Source organism: Kitasatospora sp. NPDC092286 (assembly GCF_044755565.1).
Taxonomy (GTDB): domain Bacteria; phylum Actinomycetota; class Actinomycetes; order Streptomycetales; family Streptomycetaceae; genus Kitasatospora.
Genome location: NZ_JBIVRD010000049.1, coordinates 21,886 through 42,439, shown reverse-complemented (window position 1 = coordinate 42,439; position 20,554 = coordinate 21,886). Strand labels below are relative to the sequence as shown.

Below are 20,554 nucleotides of genomic sequence, written 5' to 3'. Positions count from 1 at the left end.
AGGGCTGACTGCCCCGCTCAGAGGACGGTTGTGGGGAGCCATTGCTGGATGGTGTCCGCCTGGTGGGAGGCGTACTGGGTGATCATGGTGAAGTGGTCGCCGGTGGCTTGGCGCAGTGTGTGGGGTACCGGCCAGGACAGGCTGGGGGTCGCCCGGAGGTAGAGCGTCGGGGTGTCGATGGGGGTCGGTGTCCAGTGGGCCATGAGTTGGACGTAGGCCGCTGTTGCGGTGAGTGCGGCGGTGCCGTAGAAGCCGCCGGCGACGGCTTGGGCGAGACGGCCGGCCGATGCCTCGTAGATTTCGTGCCGGGTGTCGGCTGCGGGGATGGTGTCGAGGAGGATCAGGCCGCTCGCCGGGTGACGGTGTTCTTCGAGGCGCTGCGCGAGTGTGTGTGCTATCCAGCCGCCGGAGGAGTGTCCGAGGAGAACGAAGGGCTTGTTTTTCGCGGTGATCTGCGCGGTGGCATCAACGAGGATGTCGAGAAGGGTGGTGAGTGATTCCGGGAGGCCCTGCCCCGGGTGGTAGCCCGGATAGTGGAGGGACCACATCTCGTGGTTGCCCAGGTGCGCTGCCAGCTGCGCGTACTCCGGCCGCTGCGGGGTCGAGGGAAGTGAGGGGAGGCAGACCAGCGCGGGGGCCTGCGTACCGTGGGACAGCTGGTCCGGGGGTGTCAGGTCGGAGGGTTCGGGGGTGGTGAAGGTGGGGCGCAGGCGGGCGGCGGCGCGGAGCAGGCGCATTCCGGTCTCGGTGTCTCCGCTCTCGACGGCGGTGGTGAACTCCGTGATGAGGACTGTGTCCTCCTGGTCTTGCGTGGGGGGAGTGGTAGCGGTGCCCTGCTCGGAGGCGAGTTGTTCTTCGAGGTGACGGGCGAGGGCGAGTGGGTCGGGGTATTCGAAGACCGCGGACGGGGCGAGTCGCAGCCCGGTGGTGTTGGCCAGGAGTGTGCGCAGTTCCACGGAGGACAGTGAGTCGAATCCACTGTCGCGGAACGAGCGCCCGCTGGGGATGTCCTGGAGGTCGGGGTGGCCCAGGACGTCGGCCGCGAGGGCGCGTACCAGGGTCGTCAGTTCCTCAAGACGCTCCTCGTGCGGGAGGTCGCGGACCCGCTGTGGCCACGACAGGTCCTTCTCCTCCGTGGTCCGGCGGACAGCAGGAGCGCGGGTGAGGTCACGCAGCAACGGGGCGAGCGATCCTTCTTCGGCCTGGGCCTGGAGGGTTTGCTGTTTGAAGGAAGCCGCGAGCAGGTAGGGGCTCTGGACGGCCAGTGCCGTGTCGAAGAGGGCGAGTCCGTCGTCGGCCGACAGGGGGCGGTAGACGGTCCGTGAGGCGCGGTCCGTCGAGCTGTCCTTGGTGAACATGTGGCTGGTCATGGCGCTGCTGTCGGCCCACAGTCCCCAGGCGATGGAGATGGCGGGCAGGCCGCGTGCGCGGCGGTGGTGGGCCAAGGCGTCGAGGTAGGCGTTGGCGGCGGCGTAGCCGGCCTGGCCGGCCTGGCCGATGGCGGTCGAGGCGGAGGAGTAGAGGACGAAGGCTGCCAGGTCGGCGTCCTGGGTGAGTTCGTGCAGGTGGTTGACGGCGATGGCTTTGGGGCGCAGTGCCCTGTCCAGTTGTCGGCTGGTCAGGGACTGGAAAACGGCGTCGTCCAGGGCGCCGGCCGTGTGGATGACGGCGGTGAGGGGGTGTTCGGCAGGGACGGTGGCGAGGACGGCGGCCAGGGCGTCGCGGTCCGCGGCGTCGCAGGAGACGATGTCGACCGTCGCGCCTTCGGCGGAGAGCTCCTGGGCCAGTGCGGGGGCTCCGGGCGCTTTCCCGCCCTGTCGGCTGGTCAGGAGCAGGTGCCTGGCCTGGTGGGTGGCTACGAGGTGCCGGGCGAGAAGGGATCCGAGTCTGCCGGTACCGCCGGTGATCAGCACGGTGCCGTTCGGGTCGATGGTGCGGGGGATGGTGAGGACCAGTTTGCCGGTGTGCCGTGCCTGGCTGAGGGTCTGGAACGCCGACCGGGCGTGGGGCAGGTCCCAGACCCTCGTGGGCAGGGGCGTCAGGTCGCCGGCGCGGAAGTGCTCCGTGAGACGGCCGAGTACGGTGCGCAGTTCGTCCAGCCTGATGTCGAGAAGGTCGGAGGCCAGGTAATTGACACCTGGGTGCCGGAAGGCGACGTCCGTTGCGTCGCGCAGATCTGTGACGCCCATTTCGATGAAGTGGCCTCCGCGCGGGAGCAGTCGCAGGGAGGCGTCGATGAACTCTCCGGACAGGCTGTTGAGCACGGTGTCCATGCCCTGCCCGTCGGTGGCGGTGAGGAAGGCCTGCTCGAACTCCAGGGTGCGGGAGGAGGCGATGTGGTCGAGAGGGATGCCCATACTTTGCAGGGTGTCCCATTTGGCGGGGCTGGCCGTGGCGAAGACCTCGGCACCCAGATGCTTGGCGAGCTGGACCGCCGCCATCCCCAGCCCGCCGGTGGCCGCGTGGATGAGGACACGCTGGCCCGGTTTCAGAGCGGCCAGGAATTCGAACACGTATGAGGCGGTGGCGAAGGCCACCGAAGCCCCGGCCGCCTGGGTGAACGTCCAGCCGTCCGGGATCGGGGACACCGCCCGGTGGTCTGCCACGACCACGGGTCCGAAAGCACTGGCTGTGCGGTCACGGCCCACCAATAGCACCATGACGCGGTCGCCGGGCGCACATGAATCCACGGCGGATCCGACTTCTGTGACCACTCCCGCCGCTTCACGCCCGAGGCTGGCTCCGGGGTCGACCACGCCCAGCGCCACCAGCACATCGCGGAAGTTGAGGCCCGCCGCCCTGACATCGACGCGGACCTGTTCGGGTGAGAGCGGTACGGCTGCTTCCGGTGCCTCCCGCAGACGCAGGCTCTCAAGGGTGTTGCCTTCCCCCGGGGCGAGCTGCCAGGACGTCGCGCCCGGTGGCGGGGTGAGCAGGGCGGCCGGGTCCAGCGTGGCCAGGCGGGGCACGAAGGCGAGCCCTTTACGCAGCGCGATCTGGGGCTCGCCCGAGGCCAGCGCGAGGTGGAGGGCCTCCTGGGAGGCCTCTGTGTCGTCGAGATCGACGAGGGTGATGTGGCCGGGGTGCTCGCTCTGCGCGGTACGGACCAGTCCCCACACGGCGGCAGCACCGAGGTCGCCGATGTCCTCCCCTTCCTGTACTGCCACGGCCTGGCGGGTGATGACGACCGGGGAACTCCCGTCCGCGAGGTGTGTCCTGACTCCCACGAGAACGGCGAACAACCGCTCCGTGAGCGTGGGCAGGACCGGGACCTCAAGGACGTCCACGTCCGGCCGGCTCCGTACCGCTGCCTGCGCGGGCAGCGGCAGCGGCCGCCATACCTGGGTGAACGCGTTGTCGCGGCGGCTGAGCCGCTGCTCTCCCACGGGGCGCAGGGTGAGATCCTTCAGTGATGCGACCGTCTTGCCCGCGGTATCCGTGACCGTGACCGACGCCGGACCGCCGGCGGAGGCGGAGATGCGGGCTCGCAGCTCGGTGGCACCCGAGGCGTACAGGTGCAGCCGGCCGACGCTGAAGGGCAGTTCCACTCGCTGGGGATCGCGCAGGTTCAACAGCAGCGGATGCATGGCCGCGTCCAGCAGGGCGGGATGCAGGGCGAACCTGTGGGCCGTGTCGTGCTGTTCCTCCGGGAGCCGTACTTCGGCGTAGAGGTGGTCGCCGTGGCGCCACAGGGCCCGTAGCCCCCGGAACACCGGTCCGTACTCGTACCCGACGGCTTCCAGCCGCTCGTAGAAGCCGTCGAGCGCCACGGGCTCCGCGTCGTGGGGAGGCCATGGTGCCGTCGTCTCCGGAGCGCTTTCCCCGCCGGGTGCCAGGATCCATTGCGCGTGCCGGTCCCAGGCGAGGTCGGCGGGAGCGTCCGCTCCGCGGGTGTAGACAGTGGCCGTGCGCTGCTCCGCCGTGTCCGCCGGGCCTACGACGATCTGGAGCAGCAGGTCCTGCGTCGGGTGGAGGACGATCGGTGTGAGGAGGGTGAGATCACTGACCTGTGCGTGGCCGATCTGCTGTGCGGCCTGCAGGGCGAGTTCCATGACCGCGGTGCCGGGCAGGATCACGCTGCCCTTGACCGCGTGGTCGGCCAGCCAGGGATGAGCATGCAGGGAGAGCCTGCCGGTCAGGATCCGGCCGCCGTCCTGGGCGGTGTCGATCTCGAGTTCGAGGAACGGGTGCTCCACTGTACGCAGTCCCGCCGTCGCGGCAGTGGCCGCTTTCTTCGGCGGAGTCAGCCAGAAGCGCTTGTGCTGGAACGCGTAGGTCGGCAGGTCGGTGTCCTCGCCCCCGGACGTCGCCCAGCTCCAGTCGGCGCGCACACCATGGCAGTGGGCCTCGGCCAGCGCGGTGAGGAACCGGGGCATCCCCCCGTCGTCGCGCCGCAGCGTGGTGAGGACCGTCGCGTCGCCAGCGGCGCCGTCCACGGTCTCGTGGATCCCCGGCGCCAGGAGGGGGTGGGGGCTGATTTCCAGGAAGAGACGGTGCCCGGCCGCGAGGGCCGCTCCGATCGTCTCGTCGAAGCGCACGGTCTGCCGCAGATTGCGGTACCAGTAGTCCGCGTCCAGCAGCGCATCGCCGATGTCGTTTCCGGTCGTGGCCGACAGGAAGGGGGTCTCGGGCGCGTGGGGCCGAAGCGCGGCCAGATCCGCCAGGATCCGTCCGCGGACCGCCTCGACAGCGGAAGAGTGCGAGGCGTAGTCGACATTGACGCGTCGCGCCTCGATACCGTCGGCCTCGGCCTGGGCGAGGAGTTCTTCGATGGCGTCCCTGCCACCGGCCAGCACCACGCTGCCGGGCCCGTTGACGGCGGCGACCTCCAGTTGCCCTCCCCACCGTGCCGCGTACCGGCGCAGTGCGTCCACGCCGCTACCCGTGCAGGAGACCATGCCGCCCTCGCCGGCGATGGCCACCAGCGCACGGCTGCGCAACGCGGCGACACGGGCGGCGTCGGACAGGCTCAGCGCACCGGCCACATGCGCGGCGGCGATCTCGCCCTGGCTGTGTCCGATGACCGCGGCCGGGCTCACACCGTAGGACTGCCACAGTTTGGCCAGGGAGACGGAGACGGCGAACAGCAGCGGTTGGAGAAGATCCACACGCTCGGGAACATCCATGTCGCGGGCGACCTTCATGAAGTCGCACTCCACGAATTCGCCCAGCGCCTCGGCACACTCCTGCATCGAACGGGCGAACACCGGTGAAGTAGCGAGCAGTTCATGCGCCATACCAGGCCACTGCGCGCCCTGGCCCGGAAACACGAAGACCGCACCGGGCTCGTCACGGCGGACCCCGGTCACCACACGGGGATCCCTCTCTCCCCTGCCCAGCACGTCCAGGGCGGCGAGGAAGGACTCCGGATCCGTCCCCACCACCGCCGCCCGGTGGTCGAAGGACGTCCGGGTGGTGATCAGCGACCGCCCCAGACTCCGGGCGTTCGGGGACGGGGAACCGCGTACTGCGGAAGCCAGCCTCCGGGCCTGCTCCCGGAGCGCTTCGGGACCGTCAGCGGACAGAAGCCACACCCCTGGATCCGCCTCCACCCCGGACCGGGGCTGCGGCCGGCCCGGAGCCGACGGAACACCTTCGAGGATCACATGCGCGTTCGTACCGCTGATCCCGTACCCGAGAACCCCCGCCCGGCGGGGCCGCCCCGTCCGCGGCCAGGGCCGCTGCTCGTTCAGCAGGCGCATCCCACCGGCCGTCCAGTCGACTCCGGAGTGAGGATCGGCCGCGTGCAATGTCCTGGGCAGAATGCCATGCCGCATGGCCATCACCATCTTGATCACTCCGGCGACACCCGAAGCGGCCAGGGAATGGCCGATGTTGGACTTCACCGACCCCACCCACACAGGGTGGTCCACCGGGCGCCCGGCGCCGTAGGTCGCGGCGATCGATGAGGCCTCGATCGGATCGCCCACCGCTGTACCGGTGCCATGGGCCTCCACCGCATCCACATCTGCGGATACGAGCCCGGAGTCGGCCAGAGCCAGTGCGATGACCTCCCGCTGTGAGGGCCCACTCGGAACGGTCAGTGCCTGACTCGCACCGTCCTCGTTGAGCGCGGATCCACGGACCATCGCCAGTACGGGCAGCCCCAGCCGCTCCGCCTCAAGCGGTGTGGCCAGCAAGAGGGTCCCCACCCCCTCGGCCAGAGCGAATCCGTCGGCGTCCGCGGCGAAGGCCTTCGAGCGCCCATCGGCAGCGAGTGCCTGCTGACGGCTGAACTCCAGCAGGTACTGAGGCCCGGCACCCACCGTCACCCCGGCGGCGAGCGCCATGGAGCACTCGCCCGCCCGAAGAGCACGCACCGCGAGATGCAGAGCCGCCAACGACGACGAACACGCCGTATCGACCGTCAGAGTCGGACCGGTAAGACCCAGAACGTAGGCGATGCGGCCGGCAGCCACACTCAGAGTGCTGCCCGTCACCAGGTACCCATCGGCCTCGGTACCACCCCGCTCCGCCCAGGCCGCGTAGCCGCTCTCGGTGGCACCGACATAGACCCCGGTCCTTGTCCCCCGCAGTACCCGCGGGTCCAGACGCGCCCGCTCGCACGCCTCCCACGCACACTCCAGCAGCAGACGCTGCTGAGGATCCATCCCCAGGGCCTCCCTCGGACTGATACCGAAGAAATCAGCGTCGAACCCGGCCACATCCGTCAGGAAGGCACCACTACGAACATAGGTTTTCCCGCCCGCTCCGCGGTCCGAATCGAACAACTGCTCCGGATCCCACCCTCTGTCCCGAGGCAACGGTTCCGACACGCAAGTCTCATCGGTGACAAGGCGCCAGAGATCCTCCGGTGATTCGACCCCGCCCGGAAACCGGCAAGCCATTCCCACGATCGCAATCGGCTTACGCTCCGTGAACATGTTGCTCATCCTTCCTATCCAGGGCGACGCCGGCCATCAACAGCTGGCCGTTCACCCTCTGGCAGACCCTGGGTTCCGGGCCGGTACGCACAGACCCAGGACAGCGGTGACTCGTACGCTCGGAGAACGGGCCGGACACGGCAGCCCGCGGGAACTCCGGAGCCGACGACGCCTCACAGATCCGCCTCACCGCCTCCGCGGGGGCCTGCGACTCCAATCGCCCGGCCGGACGATACGGATGTCTCCCGCAGGCTCACCGGCGACAGAGCGGTAAGCACGGCGGGGCCTACTCGGTGATGCGGGTGCAGTAGAACCACTCGTACCGGTGCACCCGCACCCGGCCACCCCGCGCCGGAAGCTGCTCAGGTCCGTCGTGCAGGCGGATACGGACAATGCCCATACGGACCTCCCGTGGTGAAACCGGAAGCACTCCCGCAAGGAGCGCGCGGCCAGGCGAAACAGCGCACAACAGCCCAGGCCCACCCCCCGGACACCCAGCCCCGATGGCCGGGCCCCAGAGTCCCGATACGGCCGTGCCTTCCCTTAAACCGTACCCGCACCAACCCCGCGCAGCACCCGGCGGCCGCGGACCTGTTGAACCCCGACCGGTGAACACCTGACCGCTGCCCCGCCCGCGCGCTGCTGGGCAGGCCGCCCGTGGGATCGAGCTGCATGTCGGCGGCGGGTGAAACGAGGTGCTGGATCACTCTCCGTGCCGGAGTCACGGAGCGTCACCGGAACCGCGATTCACCCGCCGCCGAGAGTCCCATGGAACCAGCAGATCAGAGGGCCGCAGCCGAGCTGCTCCCCGCGCGTGCGGGGTTGGTCCCAGTAGCTCGAAGGGCTTGGCCTCCACGGCCGGCTCCTCCCGAACAGTTCGAGAAGTCGACGAAGTTCGTGGAAGCGGTGCGCAAGTGCACCTGCCCGACCTGCTGAGCACCGACGACGAACTCCCGACTTCAATCGCCCGGCCGCCGTAACGCGCTCAGCAGGCAGGTCCGTTACTCGCATCGGACCGGGTGAGGATGCGCCGAAGCCAGCGGTAACGGGCGTTGCGGGCGTCCTGGGTGAGGGCCGCCTGTGGCGCACAGGTGTCGAAGCCGTGGAAGGCTCCGGGCCATACGTGCAGTTCGGCCTGGCCACCGGCCTGCCAGATCGCGTTGGCGTAGGCCACGTCCTCGTCCCTGAAGGTCTCGGCCGATCCGACCTCGATGTAGGCCGGGGGCAGCCTGGACAGATCCGTGGCGCGGGCGGGGGCGGCGTAGGGCGACAGGTCCGCCGCACCGTACTGGTCGCCCAGCAGCGCCCGCCACGCGGTTGCGTTGGAGGTTCGGTCCCAGGTGTCGACGCCGGCCATCTGGCGGCTGGAGAAGGTGCTGTTGCGGTCGTCGAGCATGGGGCACAGGAGCAGTTGCCCGATCGGCGTGGGCCCGCCCCGGTCACGGGTGAGCAGGGCGAGTGCCGTGGCGAGTCCGCCGCCGGCACTCTTCCCTCCGACAATGATGCGGTCCGCGTCGACGCCCAGTTCGGCCGCGTGCGCGGCCGCCCAGACGAATCCGGCGTAACAGTCCTCCACCGGCCCGGGGTACTGCGCCTGCGGTGCCAACCGGTACTCGACCGAGATGACGGCCAACTCCAGCGTGAGAGCCCATTCGTGGAGCAGCTGCGGAAGTACGGACCACGCATTGCCCATGACCATTCCGCCGCCGTGCATGTAGTACAGCAGCGGCAACGGCCCGGCGATCCCGGCGGGCCGCGCACTCACGAGCGTGACGTCCTGCCCGTCCGACGTTCCTGGCACGCGCAGTTCGTCCACCTCGAAGCGGCCGCCGGCCCGGAGATCCCGGACCGTCGGCCTGGGCCGGGCCGCAACATCCCGCTCCTGCCGGGCCGCGAGGTTCTCCGGGGTGAGCGGCTCCCTTGCCGCGTCTCCCAAAGCCGCCAGCGCCGCACTCAGTTCGGGGTCGAAAGGTGGCGCCTCCCAGGCCTTCGGGACAGGGCCGGGCTCCGGCGACATGCCACCGATGCTCATGCCAGGCCATCCTGTCGGGCGAGGGAATACCGGCCGACATCCCGGCCGGAACAGCTCGTCAGCACGTCCGTGCATGCGGGGAACGCTCGCGCGAGGTCCATGCGGTGCAGTCAATCACCTGCCGGGCGAAGGTCACAGGTCGAGGTCGTCGGCCCGGAGCTGAACTGCATTACCAGGTCTCGGCGTTGTCCCGTGCCGGCTGACGAGAAGGGGCGATGGCCATGGCCGACGACTGGCGTCTTCCGAGGAGCGTGGGTCGCCGGGGTGAAGCGGCACTTTCCCGGGAAGTCGAAGCCGGGACACATCGTTCAGCGGGAGGAGACGCCGGATTGAGAACGTCGTTCCGCGGCGGCGGTGTTCGGGAAGGTGCGGGACTTCGCGAAGGTGCGTGGCGACACGACGGCCGGGCTCACACGCGAGCAGAAGGGACGCTTCGTCGCGCTCTGCGGGCTCGCCCGGATCCACAAGTACATCGAGGACCCGAAGCCGAGCTACGTGGCGGACTGGGACGCACTGCCAAAGTCGCAGAAGGAGACCGACGCCGACATCTTCGAGGCGGTCGAACGGACGGCCTGACGCCTCACCGCCCGGGATTCGCCGCCAAGGTGTCCGCCCGACGCTGCGAGCGGCCGGAACCGGTGGCACGCGGGATAGGCTGCCGCGCGGCCCGTGCCTGCTGGCACAACCCGGCTCGGGCAGCAAAGTTGGCGTTGCTGCCGACCCACGGAAAGGAATGGTCGATATGTCCGTTTCACTGAAAGTTGCACAGATCGGGCAGTCGGCCAGCTAAAGTCCCAGGTCAGCAAGACTGCTCCCCGCGCGTGCGGGGTTGGTCCCCTCCCGGCGGCCCTTCAACGCGACGACCTCGGCCTGCTCCCCGCGCGTGCGGGGTTGGCCTCACCGGTTCGGGTCCGGTTCCGGGCACCAATCTTCATATAGGTCCTGACCTGCTGGAACGGCCTGAGGTTCGCGGGACGTGTTCCCGCCGCGGGAACACGGCGGGAACACGCGCGTCCCGTCATGGCGAGCGTTCACCCAAGGAAAGAACCGGGCCTGCGAGATCACCGGCTACCAGGTGAAACGGTGCCTCGGCTGGCTCGGCGGCCCGGACCTTCCTGCGGAAGGTCCGGGCCGCGCTGCGTGCAGTCAGCGGAGCGTGCGCACCATGACGGCGTACCGGGGCGAGTCCGCGAAGGGCTGCCGGAAGCCGACCGGCTTGTAGCCCCAGGACTCGTACAGCTTCTGCACCTTGGGGTGGTCGGGGTCGACGAGGAGCACCGCCAGGGCCTCGGGCCGGTCGTCGATCAGTGCCGACTGGAGCTGCTCGGAGACTCCGGCCTTGCGCCAGTTCGGGCGGACCATCACCGAGACGGTCGCGGACGATCGCGGTGAGCGCATGGAGCTCGGCCGGCCCATAGAACGCGAACCAAGACGGTCGTGCTTCGCTGTTGCGGGCGCCGAACGTCCCAGCGGGCAGCGCCCGCCCGCTCAGGGAGTGATCGGGCGCCACATGGAGACGTAGCGGGGAGAGTCCGGGTACGGCTGCATGATCCCCATCTCGGTGTAGCCCCACCGCTCGTAGAGGGCCCGGACCTTCGGGTGTTCCTCATCGACCAGGAGGTTCGAGCGCTCCTCGACCCGGTGGGAGAGCAGTTCCCCGTGCAGCGTGCGGGCGGTGCCGGTGCCGCGGAAGTCCGCACGAACCATCACCTCGCACAGCGCGAAGGTGCGGGTGTCGTGCTCTGTGAGGTCGACGCCCGGGACCGTGCTGACGAGTCCGGCCCACCGGTATTCGGCGGTCCGGGCGAAGCCGTAGGCGTAGCCGATGGGGGCGCCGTCGACTTCCCCGAGCGCGCAGCCCCAGCGTGGGGCGTCGGCGTGGCGGTGGAGGCGGTCGGTGAACCGCTCGACGGAGAAGAACGGATCGGTGGCGGCCTCGGCGGCGTAGATCTCGGCGTAGAGGTCGAGCAGCAGCGACTCGATGGCCGGCAGGCTCTCGGCGGTGTGGTAGCTGACGGTCAGGGTCTTGGGCTCGGCGGTCACAGTGCTGCTCCTGTTCCTTATGAGGCGGCGGTGACGGTGTCGTAGCGTTCCACGAAAGCGGCGACGTCGGGAAGGTCAACCTCGGCCACCTTCTCCTTGACCTGGCCGAGGTGGACGGCCCAGCGCGGGCAGTTCACCGACGGGTAGAGGTCCAGTGCCTCGCCCGCCATGCTGACGGCCTGCTCGACCTGGCCGTCGGCGAGGTAGCACTCCGAGAGGTGGACCGCGGTCGCGAATTTGTTCCTCCGGAACCCGGGGTCGAGGAGCTTCATTGCCTGCTCCTCCTGGTGCGCTGCGCGGTCCGGCTGTTTCAGGTCCATATACGACATCGCTGCCGCGGCCATCACTTCCCCCGGGCCGACGAAGGCGAGCCAGGCGTCGGCCGGCGCGGTGCCGATCCGGTCGAGGGCGGTCTCGGCGCGGGCAAGGGCGGTGCCGCACTGGGCACCTTGCCGGGAGGCGGCGTGGCCGAGCGCCAGGCGGCCGTGCAGGAGGGCGCTGAGGCGGTGGTCCCGCGCGTTGCGGGTGGCGTCGAGGGCGAGGCGCGCGATGGTGATGGTCTCGGTCGCCCTGCCGAGCGCCCATGACTGCCGGGACATGTACGCCCAGATGCGGGCCTGGAGCTGCTTGTCGTCAGCGAGGAGGGCGACGCGAAGGCCGCTGTCGAAGTTCTTGCCGGCGCGGTCCTGGTCGCCGCTGTCGAAGGCGAACCATCCGGCCGAGGCCCGGAGTTGGCCGATGACTTGGTACAGGGCTTTCTCGACGCGGGGCCCGTACAGGCAGTTGCCCATGGCGTCTTCGATCTGCTTGACGAACGACTCCGCGATGCCGGCCAGTTGCTCACCGCCGTAGAGGTCGTCTACGGCGTGCAGCTGGTCGATGCTCTCCCGGATGCGTTCGACGTCGCTCGCTCCTATGCGCCCGGACGTTGGGAGCGGGGCGAAGGCGAAGCTGAGCAGGTTGCCGGTGGCGGCGATCATGAAGGAGCGACGGAGCACGTGGTCCTCCTCAACGGTGTTCTCTACCAGCAGCGTAGAGCCTGAATCGAACCCGGCAAGCTGCTGTGATCTTTTATCCGAAAGAGTGAAGCCGAGCTGACCGCCGTCCAGCTTGAAGACGTCCATGAGGCCGACGAGGTAGTGGGTGTGCGGCTGAGTGGTCTCGCCGGACAGCCACCGGCGGACGTGCCTACCGGTGGCGCTGCCCGGCCGCCCGAACCGCTTTTCCCCGGCGGCGTTGACGGCCTTCGCCAGGTCCTCCGCCGACAGCTCCGCCTGCTTCATGAGGGCCTTGAGCGCGTAGTTCGGTCGGAAGGTTGCCATCGGCGCTCCTCGGTCCGGTGAGGCGACCCTTCTCGCCCCCGCTGGCCGTCAACCCCTCGGAAATGTCCGGGGTGCATGAAGACGACGGCCACAGAATGGCCTATCCCAGCTTGTGTGACCACCGGTTCACTGAATGTCAGCACCCGGTGGACCGCGGGAGTTTGGCTCTCTCGGCGAACCGGACTGCTGCTCCGCGCCTCCGCGACGATGCGGCGGTGCGGGCCTGCGCCCCATCACGGAGTCCTGACGGACTCTGCGGCGGCGCAACCACACACCGACGCTGCCGGCTCCGGCAGCAGCCACCCAGGAGGGACAGCCCATGAGCGACGGCAACAACAACCACGCCACCGACGGCGACGACAGCGGCAACCACGACGAGAACAACAGCGGCGACGAGTAGCCGAGCCGAACACAGGGGCTCCCGGGCACACAACCCCTTCACCGGTGCCCGGGAGCCCTGCCTCCCTCGCGGAAGAGTCAGCGCCACAGCGCCGGCGCGCGTCCCCCGACGTGATCGACCGGCAGCTCCGGGCAGGCGGCCCGCTTGAGCGTCACCGCGGCCCGGACTTCACAGCGGCGCATCCGAGCTCTACCGAGCTGCCGCCGGCCCTGATTCCCCCGACGGGCCGGGCGCGGCGTCCGACTGTCGTCCACAGGAGCACCCCCATGCGCACCCCCGCCGTCATCTACCTGTGTTCCAGCGAAGACCTCACCCGCCGCCTCGCCGCAGGGAGGCCGTGATGAAGCCCGCCCGCGGTCTCGTCGAGCGGGTGACGATCGACGCGACCGCCTCCGAACTGGAGAAGCGACTGAGCAGCATCCCCGTCGTGCGCCGCATGCTGCGCGCCGCCCTGGTGCGCTGGGGCGTAGGAGACGACGACCGCGATGACGTGCTGTACGTGGCGGTCGAGCTGGTGGCCAACGCGGTGCGGCACAGCCCGCCGGGCATGCACCACGTCTCCCTTTACCTGTCGTCGAACGGGGGCCGCCTCGTCGTGACGGTGCCCGCGCCGCGCTGAAGCGGGCCGACGCGATCATGGATGACGCCCAGGTGTGCTGGCCGCCGGATGAGCAGACCCTCAGCGTGCTCACCGACCTCGCCGAGGAACTGTTCGGCCACCTCCTGCTGCTCGTCGCCGCCGTCGACGCGGACTATGTGCCGCTGCCGTCGGGTGCGCGGCTGCGGCTGATCGTCGACGGGTCGGCGCGCGTCGCCGGCGCCCTGCCGGCCCGCCCCGCCCCTCCTCCTGACCCCCTTAGGCCGTGTCGTGATCGTGGGGCTGTCCGTGCTTCTCGCTCTTCCCAAGCCGCACCAAAGAAGTGGAGTTCAGTGTGATCGCACCCACCGTGTTCCCCTCGTTCCAGCATGCCTACGTCTCCGCCCTGCGGCACGTCACCGGGACCTACGAGTTCGTCAACTCGGCTCGGGGCAACGACAGCCACGAGATCATCGGTGCGAGCTTCCGGCTCACCGACCCCCGCCAGCGCGCCCTGTACCTGACGAGCCGGCCCGTCAACCCCGTGTACCACTACGCGGAAGCGCTCTGGTACCTGGGCGGCATGCGGAACCTCGACCTGATCGGGCACTACGCGAACCGTCGCCGGGCCGACTCGCGTGACGGCGTGACCATCGGCGGCTCGTCCTACGGGGCGCGGATCTTCGCTCCCCGGCCGGACGGTGCGCCTTCCGCCTTTGACCAGGCGCTGGAGCTGCTGAAGGCCGAGAAGGACAGCAAGCGGGCCTACATGCCCATCTTCGAGGCCCGGGACCTGGACGGGATCGGCCACCCCGACCTGCCTTGCCTGGTCGGCCTTCACCTGCTGGCCCGTGAGGGCTACCTGCACATGGTCACCTACATGCGCGCCAACGACGCCAACCGCGGCATGGTCTGCGACGTCTACTCCTTCACCCTGATCCAGGAGTTCGCCGCCGCCCTGCTCGGGCTGCGCCTGGGCTCCTACACGCACCACGTGGGCTCGATGCACGTCGGCATCCGGGACCTGGAGCGCGCGGGCAAGGTGCTGGACGAGACGGCGGCAGCGAGCCCCGACACGATGCCCCGCTTCGCGGCCCCGGTGATGCCCGCCGACACCACGTGGAAGCACATCCGGACCGTCTTGGAGCACGAGGAGTTGTTGCGTACCAACCAGGTCCAGTACACCCCCGGGGACGTCGCCGGCCTGGACCTGCCACTGTACTGGCAGCGGGTACTGCTGCTCTTCGAGGCGCACCGGCAGGTGGTCAACTGCCCCACGGACCAAGTCGATCAGGGCCTGCTCGACGCGCTGGATCCGGGTGTCCGCTGGCAGTTCGAACGGCGCTGGCCGACCCGCGTTGCGGCCGGGGAGATCGCGTGACGCAGCAGGCCGAGCAGCAGAACCCGCTGCGGGGTATGGACTGGTCCCGCTGGAGCGTGGTGCTCCTCAAGCCGGACTGCGTGCGCCGAGGTCTGGGTGACCAGGTGCTGGCCCGGCTGGAGCCGGCCGCGCGGATCGTCCACCGGCGGCAGGTCATCGTGGAGGACTGGCAGATCTTCGTCCACTACTGGGACCTGCTGGTCACGCGGGACCGCTTCGAGGTGGACGTGCCCCGCTGCCTGCGCAGCACCTACGTGGGGCAGCCGGTGGAAGTGGCGCTCGCCTACGGCGAGCCGGGCACCCCCGAGAGGCTGCGCGACCTGCTCGGGCACTTCGACCCCCGCCAGGCCGAGCCGGGCACCATCCGCGCCGATCTGGGCACCGACAGCCTCACGGCCGCCCGGGCGCAGCACCGCCTGGTGGAGAACCTGATCCACACCTCCGACGACCGGCGCGCCGCGCGGCGGGACTTCGGGACGTGGTTCGGCACCGGCCAGCACCAGTTACTGGAGATCAAGGAGGATCACCAATGACGACCGCCACCCCGAGGGCCCAGCGCCCGCTGCCCCTGCTGACCCCCGAGCAGATCGCGGGACTCAAGCCGGAACTCGCCGAGGTCATCGAGTACCGCAAGTCAGGCCTGTCCCTCAACCACGTCGTCGGCTGCCCGCTGGACTGCGGCTACTGCGTGCGGCACCTGTTCGACAACTTCGAGCTCAAGACGCCCCGCGCCCTGATGAGCGACGAGGCCGCGGTGGAGCTGCTGACCAGGCACAAGTACTTCCGGCCCCACCGCACGCCGATCCAGATCTTCAACCGGGCGACGGAGCCGATGCTGCCGATCGTCAAGCCGCACACGTTCAACACGCTGCGGCTGCTGGACGAGCAGGGCCTGACCAACCACGTTCTGGTCATCACCCGCTGGCGTGTCGACCCCGAGGACTGCGCGGTGCTGAACAGCTACCGCAACATCCGGCTGACGATGCTGGTCACCCACTCCGACATCCAGCACCCGGGCATCGAGCCCGTTGACTCGACGATCGCCGCCGCCAGCCTCCAGACGCTCCACCGGCACGCCGAGCACTACCGCACGGTGCTGTACTGGCGGCCGATCGTGCCGGGCCTCAACGACTCCGACGATCACATCCAGCGGGCCCTGGAACTGTCGAGGCACGCCGACGCGACGGTGTTCACCGGGCTGTTCTTCCGCAAGGAGATCGCCGCGTACTACGCCGACCACGGCCTGCCGATGCCGTACGAGGACATCGCCCGCCGCAAGATCATGCCGGAGGAGTCCGAGCAGCGCATCCTCGCCGCCTTCCGCCGGCCCGACGACCGGGGCGAGCCGTACGGGCCCCTCTTCAGGAAGACCAGCTGCGGGGTCGCCTACGCCCACAAGGTGCCCGACTACAACGGGCACTACGGCATCCAGGAGTTGTGCGACATCTGCCCGGTGGCGCAGCTGGGCCTGTGCCGCGACGCCTGGCAGGCCCCCAGCCTGGAGGCGGCCACCGAACAGGCCCGTGCTCTCGGGGCGACCGGTGACGTTGAGGTGAACGAACGCGCCATCATCGTCGAGGGCTTGAGCGAACCGCCGCGCTACTACATGCAGCACGGCTTCAGCTACCAGGTCCACGACCGTGACAAGCCGCACCACCACCGTCGGCACGGCCGAGCCGAGATCGGCTGGACCGACCCGAAGTAAGGAGACCGTGATGGACTACGGCACCTGGCCCCGAGTCTTCGTCGTGGACGTCGAAGGCAACGGAGGACAGCCACCGGACCTGGTGGAGGTAGCCGCGATCCCCGTGGTGAACGGGAGCCCGGTGCCGTCGTCCACACGCTCCACCCTGCTCCGCCCGCCGAACCCCATCACCAGGTTCGCCACCCGGGTGCACCACATCACCAACCAGGACGTGGCCGCAGCGCCGACCTGGGAGCAGGTCCGCCCCCAGGTGCACGCGGACCTGGAGGGCGCATGGATCGCCGCGCACAACGCCCACGTGGACTACCGCGTGCTGCTGCGGCACATGCCCCACTGGAAGCCCGCCGGGGTGCTGGACACCCTGCGGCTCGCCCGCGCGACCTACCCGAAGGCCGGCGGGTACAGCCTCGACGCGCTGATCGAGCTGACCGCCATCGACCTGGCGTCCGTTGCCGGCCAGCGCCACCGGGCCGCCTACGACGCCCACGCGACCGCACTGCTGCTGATCGCCCTCGCCGGGCACTACGACACCTGGGACGCGCTGCTCACCGCCGGCGTCCCGCCCGGGATGCCCGGCGCCCCCCTGCCCGCCGCCCCCAGCTCAGAGGAACAAACACTGTGGTGACCCCGCTTCGCCTCTGCATCGCCGGAACGCACTCGACCGGCAAGACCACCCTCGCCAGGCGCATCGAGATGGAGTTGCGCGCCACCGGCATCACCGTCGCCCGCACCGGCGGCTTCGCCAGGCGGGCCGCCGAACTCGGCTTCGGGAAGATGACGCGCCACACCGCCCAGTCCACCGCCTGGATCATCAACGCCACCTCCAACGCCACCCTGGAAGCCGAACTCACCGCCGACGTCGTGATCGTGGACCGCACCCCCTACGACGCCCTCGCGTACTACCTGGCCGCGGTCCAGCACCGGGACGAGCAGCCCGACCCCGAAGCGCTGTCCCGCCTGACCGGCCTGGCGCAGCTGGCCTGCCCCCGCCCGCCGGTGTTCCTCGCCACCCTCCTCGACACCGCACTGCCGCTGGCCGAGCACCCGGGCAAGGACCCCGACTGGACGGACGCCGCGTTCCGCGAGGCCGTGGACGCGCAGCTGCACCGGGCCCTGGGCGCCTACGCGGTGCCTCACCTCCCGGTGCCCAGCGACGGGCACGCCGCCGCCGTCGAAGTAGCGGTCGAGACGATCACCGCTGCCTGGGCGGCTGCCGCGTGAACACGATCACGATCGCGGGCAAGCAGGTCCCCCGCCTGGGCCTGGGCACCATGCGCCTGACCGGCCCCGGTACCTGGGGCGAGCCGGCCGACATGGTCGGCGGCGCCGCGCTGCTGCGCGAGGCCGTTCACGACCTCGGCATCCTGCACATCGACACCGCCGACGCCTACGGTCCGCATACCGTCGAAGAGCTGATCCGCCGCGCGCTGCACCCCTACCCCGAGCAGCTGCTGCTGGCCACGAAGGTCGGCATGGTGCGGCCCGCGCCGAACGTCTGGCGCCCGCTGGGCCGCCCCGAGTACCTGCGCGCCGCCGTCGAGGCGTCCCTGCGCCGCCTGGGAATCGAGCGGATCGACCTGTGCTACCTGCATCGGGTGGACCCCGCGGTGCCGCTGGCCGATCAGGTCGGCGAGCTTGAGGACCTGAGGACCGAAGGCAAGATCGGCGCCATCGGCCTGTCCAAGGTGACCCCCGAGCAGATCCGCGAGGCCGCCGGCCTGGTGACGGTCGCCGCCGTGCAGAACTGCCTGAACGCCGCCGGGCCGGACGATCCGGCGCTCGCGTACTGCCTGGCCAACGACATCCCGTACGTGCCGTACCGGCCGCTGAACGCCGGGCTGCTGCCCGATCCGGCGGCGGCCCTGCGGTGGCTGCTGGACCTCGGCCCGCTGGTGGCACCGATCCCCGGCACCGCCAACCCCGCCCATCTGCGCGTGCTCTTCGCGCCCGCGACCTGAGGCGGGTGCACCACGATGGCGCAGACCTGGATTCCCCGCGAGGAGTTCGTCAAGACGCTGCCCTGTGCCCTGCACGGCTGCGGCGTGCTGCTCTTCGACCCGGACGGGAAGCTGCTGCTCCTGCACGACTCCTACAGCGCGGGCCGGGCCGCCAAGGGCTGGCCGCAGCGCTGGTGGGCGCCGGGCGGCCTCCTCGAAGACGGCGAGGCCCCCGAGCAGGCGGCGCGCCGGGAAGTCCTGGAGGAGACGGGCCTCAAGCTGGACGGCCCGCTCTGCCCGGTCGGCGTGGACTTCCTCCCGCCGGCCGAGGGCTGGCCGCCCGTCAGCACCTACTTCTTCTCCACCGGTCCCCTCACCTGGGAGCAGGCCGACTCGGTCACGCTGTCCGAGGCGCACGACGAGCACCGGTTCCTTCAACTCGCCGACTGGGAAGACGAGGTGTCTGCCACCATGCACGCGCGCCTGACCGCGCTGGTCACCGTCTTCGCGACCGAACGCCAGGTCGTCCTGCACTGCGGCAGGCCGATGTGATCTGGAAGCAGCACGGCCGCGAGACGGTGTTCACCGCGCCCCGCCTGGCCGTCCACCTGGACCAGGTCACCCGGCCGGACGGGCAGCCGGGAGAGGTGTGGGTCACCGAGCATCCGGACGGCGCCCTGATCGTCCCCCTGGACGACCGCGGCCGGGTCGGCATGGTGCGCTCCGTCACGTACGTTCACGGCGAGGTCGTCACCCCACCGGGAGGGACCGTCGAGCCCGGCGAGAGCCCCGAGGACGCCGGGCGGCGGGAACTCCGCGAAGAGGCCGGGATCACCGCCCGGGAGTGGACGCCGCTGGGCAACGTCGCCCTGATGACCCGCAACACCGCCCGGCTGCACTTCTTCCTTGCACGCGGCCTCACCCTCGGCGAGCAGCAGCTGACCAGCTCGGAGGTCGGCATGACCCTGGAGTGGTGGGACCTGCCGGAGGCGGTCGAGGCGGCCTGCGACGGTCGACCGGCCCTGTCCGGCGCCTCGTTGGGGATCTTGATGGCAGCCCGCTATCTGGACGACGGCCGACAGCAGTAGGGGGACCGCTGTGTGCACGGCGTTCGTCAGCTTCAACCCGGGCTCGGTGGTGCCGGTTCTCCTGCTCGCCGTCCGGGACGAGTACACCGACCGCAGGTGGCTGCCGCCCGGCCGCCACTGGCCGAACCAGCCCGACGTCACCGGCGGCCTGGACCTGGACGCGGGCGGCACCTGGCTCGCCGTCGCACCCGGCGCCGGGCCGGTGGCGGCCTGCCTGCTCAACGGCTTCGGCCACACCGCTCTCCCGCAGCAGCGGCTCTCCCGGGGTGGGCTGCCGCTCACCGCCGTCAGTGGCCAGCCAGTCGCCGGTCTCCAGCTGGAGTGCTTCGACCCGTTCCACCTGATCGTCGCCAGGCCCTCCGGGGTGCGGGTGGCCAGTTGGAGCGGCAGCAGCCTGGAAGACCACGAGCTGCCCGCCGGTCTGAGCGTCGTGCTCAACGACGGCGTGGAGGGTCGGACGGGCGCTCAGCCCTGCCCACCGCGCATCCGCGCGACGATGGCCGCCCGGCTGGCGCACTTCCGGGCACGGCTGCAAGCCGTTGCGCGACCCGAGCCGGTAGCCAGGTCGCCGGAAGACGCGTGGGGCGAGTGGTTGCCGATCGCGCGCGGCGACGGGCTACCACCCGACGACCCGGCAGCCCTGATACGCCGCCTGGTGTCACCGAGCGGACGCGCCTGGGGCTCCGTGTCGCTCTCCATGGTCGCCCTCGCACACGAGCAGGTGCGCTACGACTTCGGCGCTGTCTCCGGCTCCGGTCCTTCGCCCCGGATCGTTCTGGAGCCGGTGGCGATGCCTACGGTGAGGACGGCTACCACGGGCTGAGCACAGCACTTGCAGCGGCACCGGCGGTCCTCGCCGGTGCCGCGGTGCTGCCCGACCGGGGCCGGTCTCCTCCCGCTACCGGCATAGGTGATTTCCAGCAACATCTGGAGAGGGCGTCCGAAATCTGCCATGCAGGCCATGCGCGGGAGGCTGGGTGGGAAGGGTGATGCCCCGTAGACCCAGGTCAACAGGCGGTGTCCGTTCCGGCTGGACGAAGACGTTCACCGACCCGCGTCTGTGCTCGGTCATCATCGACCGGCTCACCTTCAACGGCTCGATCATCGAGACCGGCACCGACTCCTACCGCCTGGCCCACACCAAAGCCAGGCAGAACACCAAGCCGGTGAAATAGCCAAGCGCCG

The 20,554-nt window shown here is 70.1% G+C and carries 16 protein-coding genes and 2 pseudogenes; 13 read left to right on the top strand and 5 right to left on the bottom strand.

What is annotated here, in order from left to right:
- Positions 1-17: 17 nt before the first annotated feature.
- Positions 18-6,884, bottom strand: a complete 6,867-nt coding sequence (locus ACIQIB_RS34185; RefSeq protein ID WP_400762788.1) for an SDR family NAD(P)-dependent oxidoreductase — start codon at positions 6,882-6,884, stop codon at positions 18-20.
- Positions 6,885-7,869: 985 nt separating this feature from the next.
- Positions 7,870-8,916 carry an alpha/beta hydrolase gene (locus tag ACIQIB_RS34180; RefSeq protein ID WP_400762786.1) on the bottom strand — a complete coding sequence of 349 codons (1,047 nt, stop codon included), beginning with the start codon at positions 8,914-8,916 and terminating at the stop codon, positions 7,870-7,872.
- Between the two features lie 192 nt (positions 8,917-9,108).
- On the opposite strand from ACIQIB_RS34180, the pseudogene ACIQIB_RS34175 reads away from it, so the two are divergent.
- Positions 9,109-9,492 (top strand): annotated as a pseudogene (locus ACIQIB_RS34175) (hypothetical protein).
- Positions 9,493-10,062: 570 nt separating this feature from the next.
- On the opposite strand, the gene ACIQIB_RS34170 reads toward ACIQIB_RS34175, so the two are convergent.
- The 3 genes from ACIQIB_RS34170 to ACIQIB_RS34160 form a co-directional block, all read right to left on the bottom strand.
- The gene (locus tag ACIQIB_RS34170) at positions 10,063-10,278 is read right to left on the bottom strand and encodes a GNAT family N-acetyltransferase (RefSeq protein WP_400762784.1); all 216 of its coding nucleotides are present in this window, start codon (positions 10,276-10,278) and stop codon (positions 10,063-10,065) included.
- 126 nt (positions 10,279-10,404) lie between these two features.
- Entirely contained in the window at positions 10,405-10,959 is a 555-nt protein-coding gene (locus ACIQIB_RS34165) for a GNAT family N-acetyltransferase (RefSeq protein WP_363614939.1), read from the bottom strand.
- A 17-nt stretch (positions 10,960-10,976) separates the two neighbouring features.
- Positions 10,977-12,281, bottom strand: a complete 1,305-nt coding sequence (locus ACIQIB_RS34160; protein ID WP_400762782.1) for a hypothetical protein — start codon at positions 12,279-12,281, stop codon at positions 10,977-10,979.
- A gap of 740 nt (positions 12,282-13,021) precedes the next feature.
- Between ACIQIB_RS34160 and ACIQIB_RS34155 the strand changes: the two genes are divergently transcribed.
- The 12 genes and pseudogenes from ACIQIB_RS34155 to ACIQIB_RS34100 all read left to right on the top strand — a co-directional run.
- On the top strand, positions 13,022-13,300 hold the full coding sequence (locus ACIQIB_RS34155; protein WP_363614942.1) for an ATP-binding protein: 279 nt from the start codon (positions 13,022-13,024) through the stop codon (positions 13,298-13,300).
- A 17-nt stretch (positions 13,301-13,317) separates the two neighbouring features.
- On the top strand, positions 13,318-13,617 hold the full coding sequence (locus ACIQIB_RS34150) for a hypothetical protein (protein ID WP_363614944.1): 300 nt from the start codon (positions 13,318-13,320) through the stop codon (positions 13,615-13,617).
- The gene (locus ACIQIB_RS34145; protein ID WP_400762779.1) at positions 13,614-14,639 is read left to right on the top strand and encodes a thymidylate synthase; all 1,026 of its coding nucleotides are present in this window, start codon (positions 13,614-13,616) and stop codon (positions 14,637-14,639) included. The genes ACIQIB_RS34150 and ACIQIB_RS34145 overlap by 4 nt, the downstream gene beginning before the upstream one ends.
- On the top strand, positions 14,636-15,172 hold the full coding sequence (locus ACIQIB_RS34140; protein WP_363614947.1) for a nucleoside-diphosphate kinase: 537 nt from the start codon (positions 14,636-14,638) through the stop codon (positions 15,170-15,172). The genes ACIQIB_RS34145 and ACIQIB_RS34140 overlap by 4 nt, the downstream gene beginning before the upstream one ends.
- Complete coding sequence (locus tag ACIQIB_RS34135; RefSeq protein WP_363614949.1) at positions 15,169-16,344, top strand: radical SAM protein; 1,176 nt, start codon at positions 15,169-15,171, stop codon at positions 16,342-16,344. Before ACIQIB_RS34140 ends, ACIQIB_RS34135 begins: the two co-directional genes overlap by 4 nt.
- Before the next feature lie 10 nt (positions 16,345-16,354).
- Entirely contained in the window at positions 16,355-16,969 is a 615-nt protein-coding gene (locus ACIQIB_RS34130; RefSeq protein WP_363614951.1) for a 3'-5' exonuclease, read from the top strand.
- Positions 16,966-17,565, top strand: a complete 600-nt coding sequence (locus ACIQIB_RS34125; protein ID WP_363614953.1) for an AAA family ATPase — start codon at positions 16,966-16,968, stop codon at positions 17,563-17,565. Before ACIQIB_RS34130 ends, ACIQIB_RS34125 begins: the two co-directional genes overlap by 4 nt.
- Positions 17,562-18,302 carry an aldo/keto reductase gene (locus ACIQIB_RS34120; protein ID WP_363614955.1) on the top strand — a complete coding sequence of 247 codons (741 nt, stop codon included), beginning with the start codon at positions 17,562-17,564 and terminating at the stop codon, positions 18,300-18,302. Before ACIQIB_RS34125 ends, ACIQIB_RS34120 begins: the two co-directional genes overlap by 4 nt.
- Positions 18,303-18,317: 15 nt before the next feature.
- Entirely contained in the window at positions 18,318-18,833 is a 516-nt protein-coding gene (locus ACIQIB_RS34115) for an NUDIX hydrolase (protein ID WP_363614957.1), read from the top strand.
- Positions 18,830-19,369: an NUDIX hydrolase gene (locus ACIQIB_RS34110; RefSeq protein WP_363614959.1), complete on the top strand. Its 540-nt coding sequence runs from the start codon at positions 18,830-18,832 to the stop codon at positions 19,367-19,369. The genes ACIQIB_RS34115 and ACIQIB_RS34110 overlap by 4 nt, the downstream gene beginning before the upstream one ends.
- 10 nt (positions 19,370-19,379) lie before the next feature.
- A complete protein-coding gene (locus tag ACIQIB_RS34105) occupies positions 19,380-20,192 on the top strand; it encodes an NRDE family protein (protein ID WP_400762776.1) in 813 nt (270 codons plus the stop codon).
- 205 nt (positions 20,193-20,397) lie between these two features.
- A pseudogene (locus ACIQIB_RS34100) lies at positions 20,398-20,544 on the top strand (ATP-binding protein); the annotation flags it as partial.
- Positions 20,545-20,554: the final 10 nt, after the last annotated feature.

Coding starts and splice junctions, on each gene's coding strand:
- ACIQIB_RS34150 (WP_363614944.1), top strand. CDS start 13,318: ATGGATGACGCCCAGGTGTGCTGGCCGCCGGATGAGCAGACCCTCAGC.
- ACIQIB_RS34155 (WP_363614942.1), top strand. CDS start 13,022: ATGAAGCCCGCCCGCGGTCTCGTCGAGCGGGTGACGATCGACGCGACC.
- ACIQIB_RS34185 (WP_400762788.1), bottom strand. CDS start 6,884: ATGTTCACGGAGCGTAAGCCGATTGCGATCGTGGGAATGGCTTGCCGG.
- ACIQIB_RS34135 (WP_363614949.1), top strand. CDS start 15,169: ATGACGACCGCCACCCCGAGGGCCCAGCGCCCGCTGCCCCTGCTGACC.
- ACIQIB_RS34130 (WP_363614951.1), top strand. CDS start 16,355: ATGGACTACGGCACCTGGCCCCGAGTCTTCGTCGTGGACGTCGAAGGC.
- ACIQIB_RS34160 (WP_400762782.1), bottom strand. CDS start 12,281: ATGGCAACCTTCCGACCGAACTACGCGCTCAAGGCCCTCATGAAGCAG.
- ACIQIB_RS34180 (WP_400762786.1), bottom strand. CDS start 8,916: ATGAGCATCGGTGGCATGTCGCCGGAGCCCGGCCCTGTCCCGAAGGCC.
- ACIQIB_RS34115 (WP_363614957.1), top strand. CDS start 18,318: ATGGCGCAGACCTGGATTCCCCGCGAGGAGTTCGTCAAGACGCTGCCC.
- ACIQIB_RS34170 (WP_400762784.1), bottom strand. CDS start 10,278: ATGGTCCGCCCGAACTGGCGCAAGGCCGGAGTCTCCGAGCAGCTCCAG.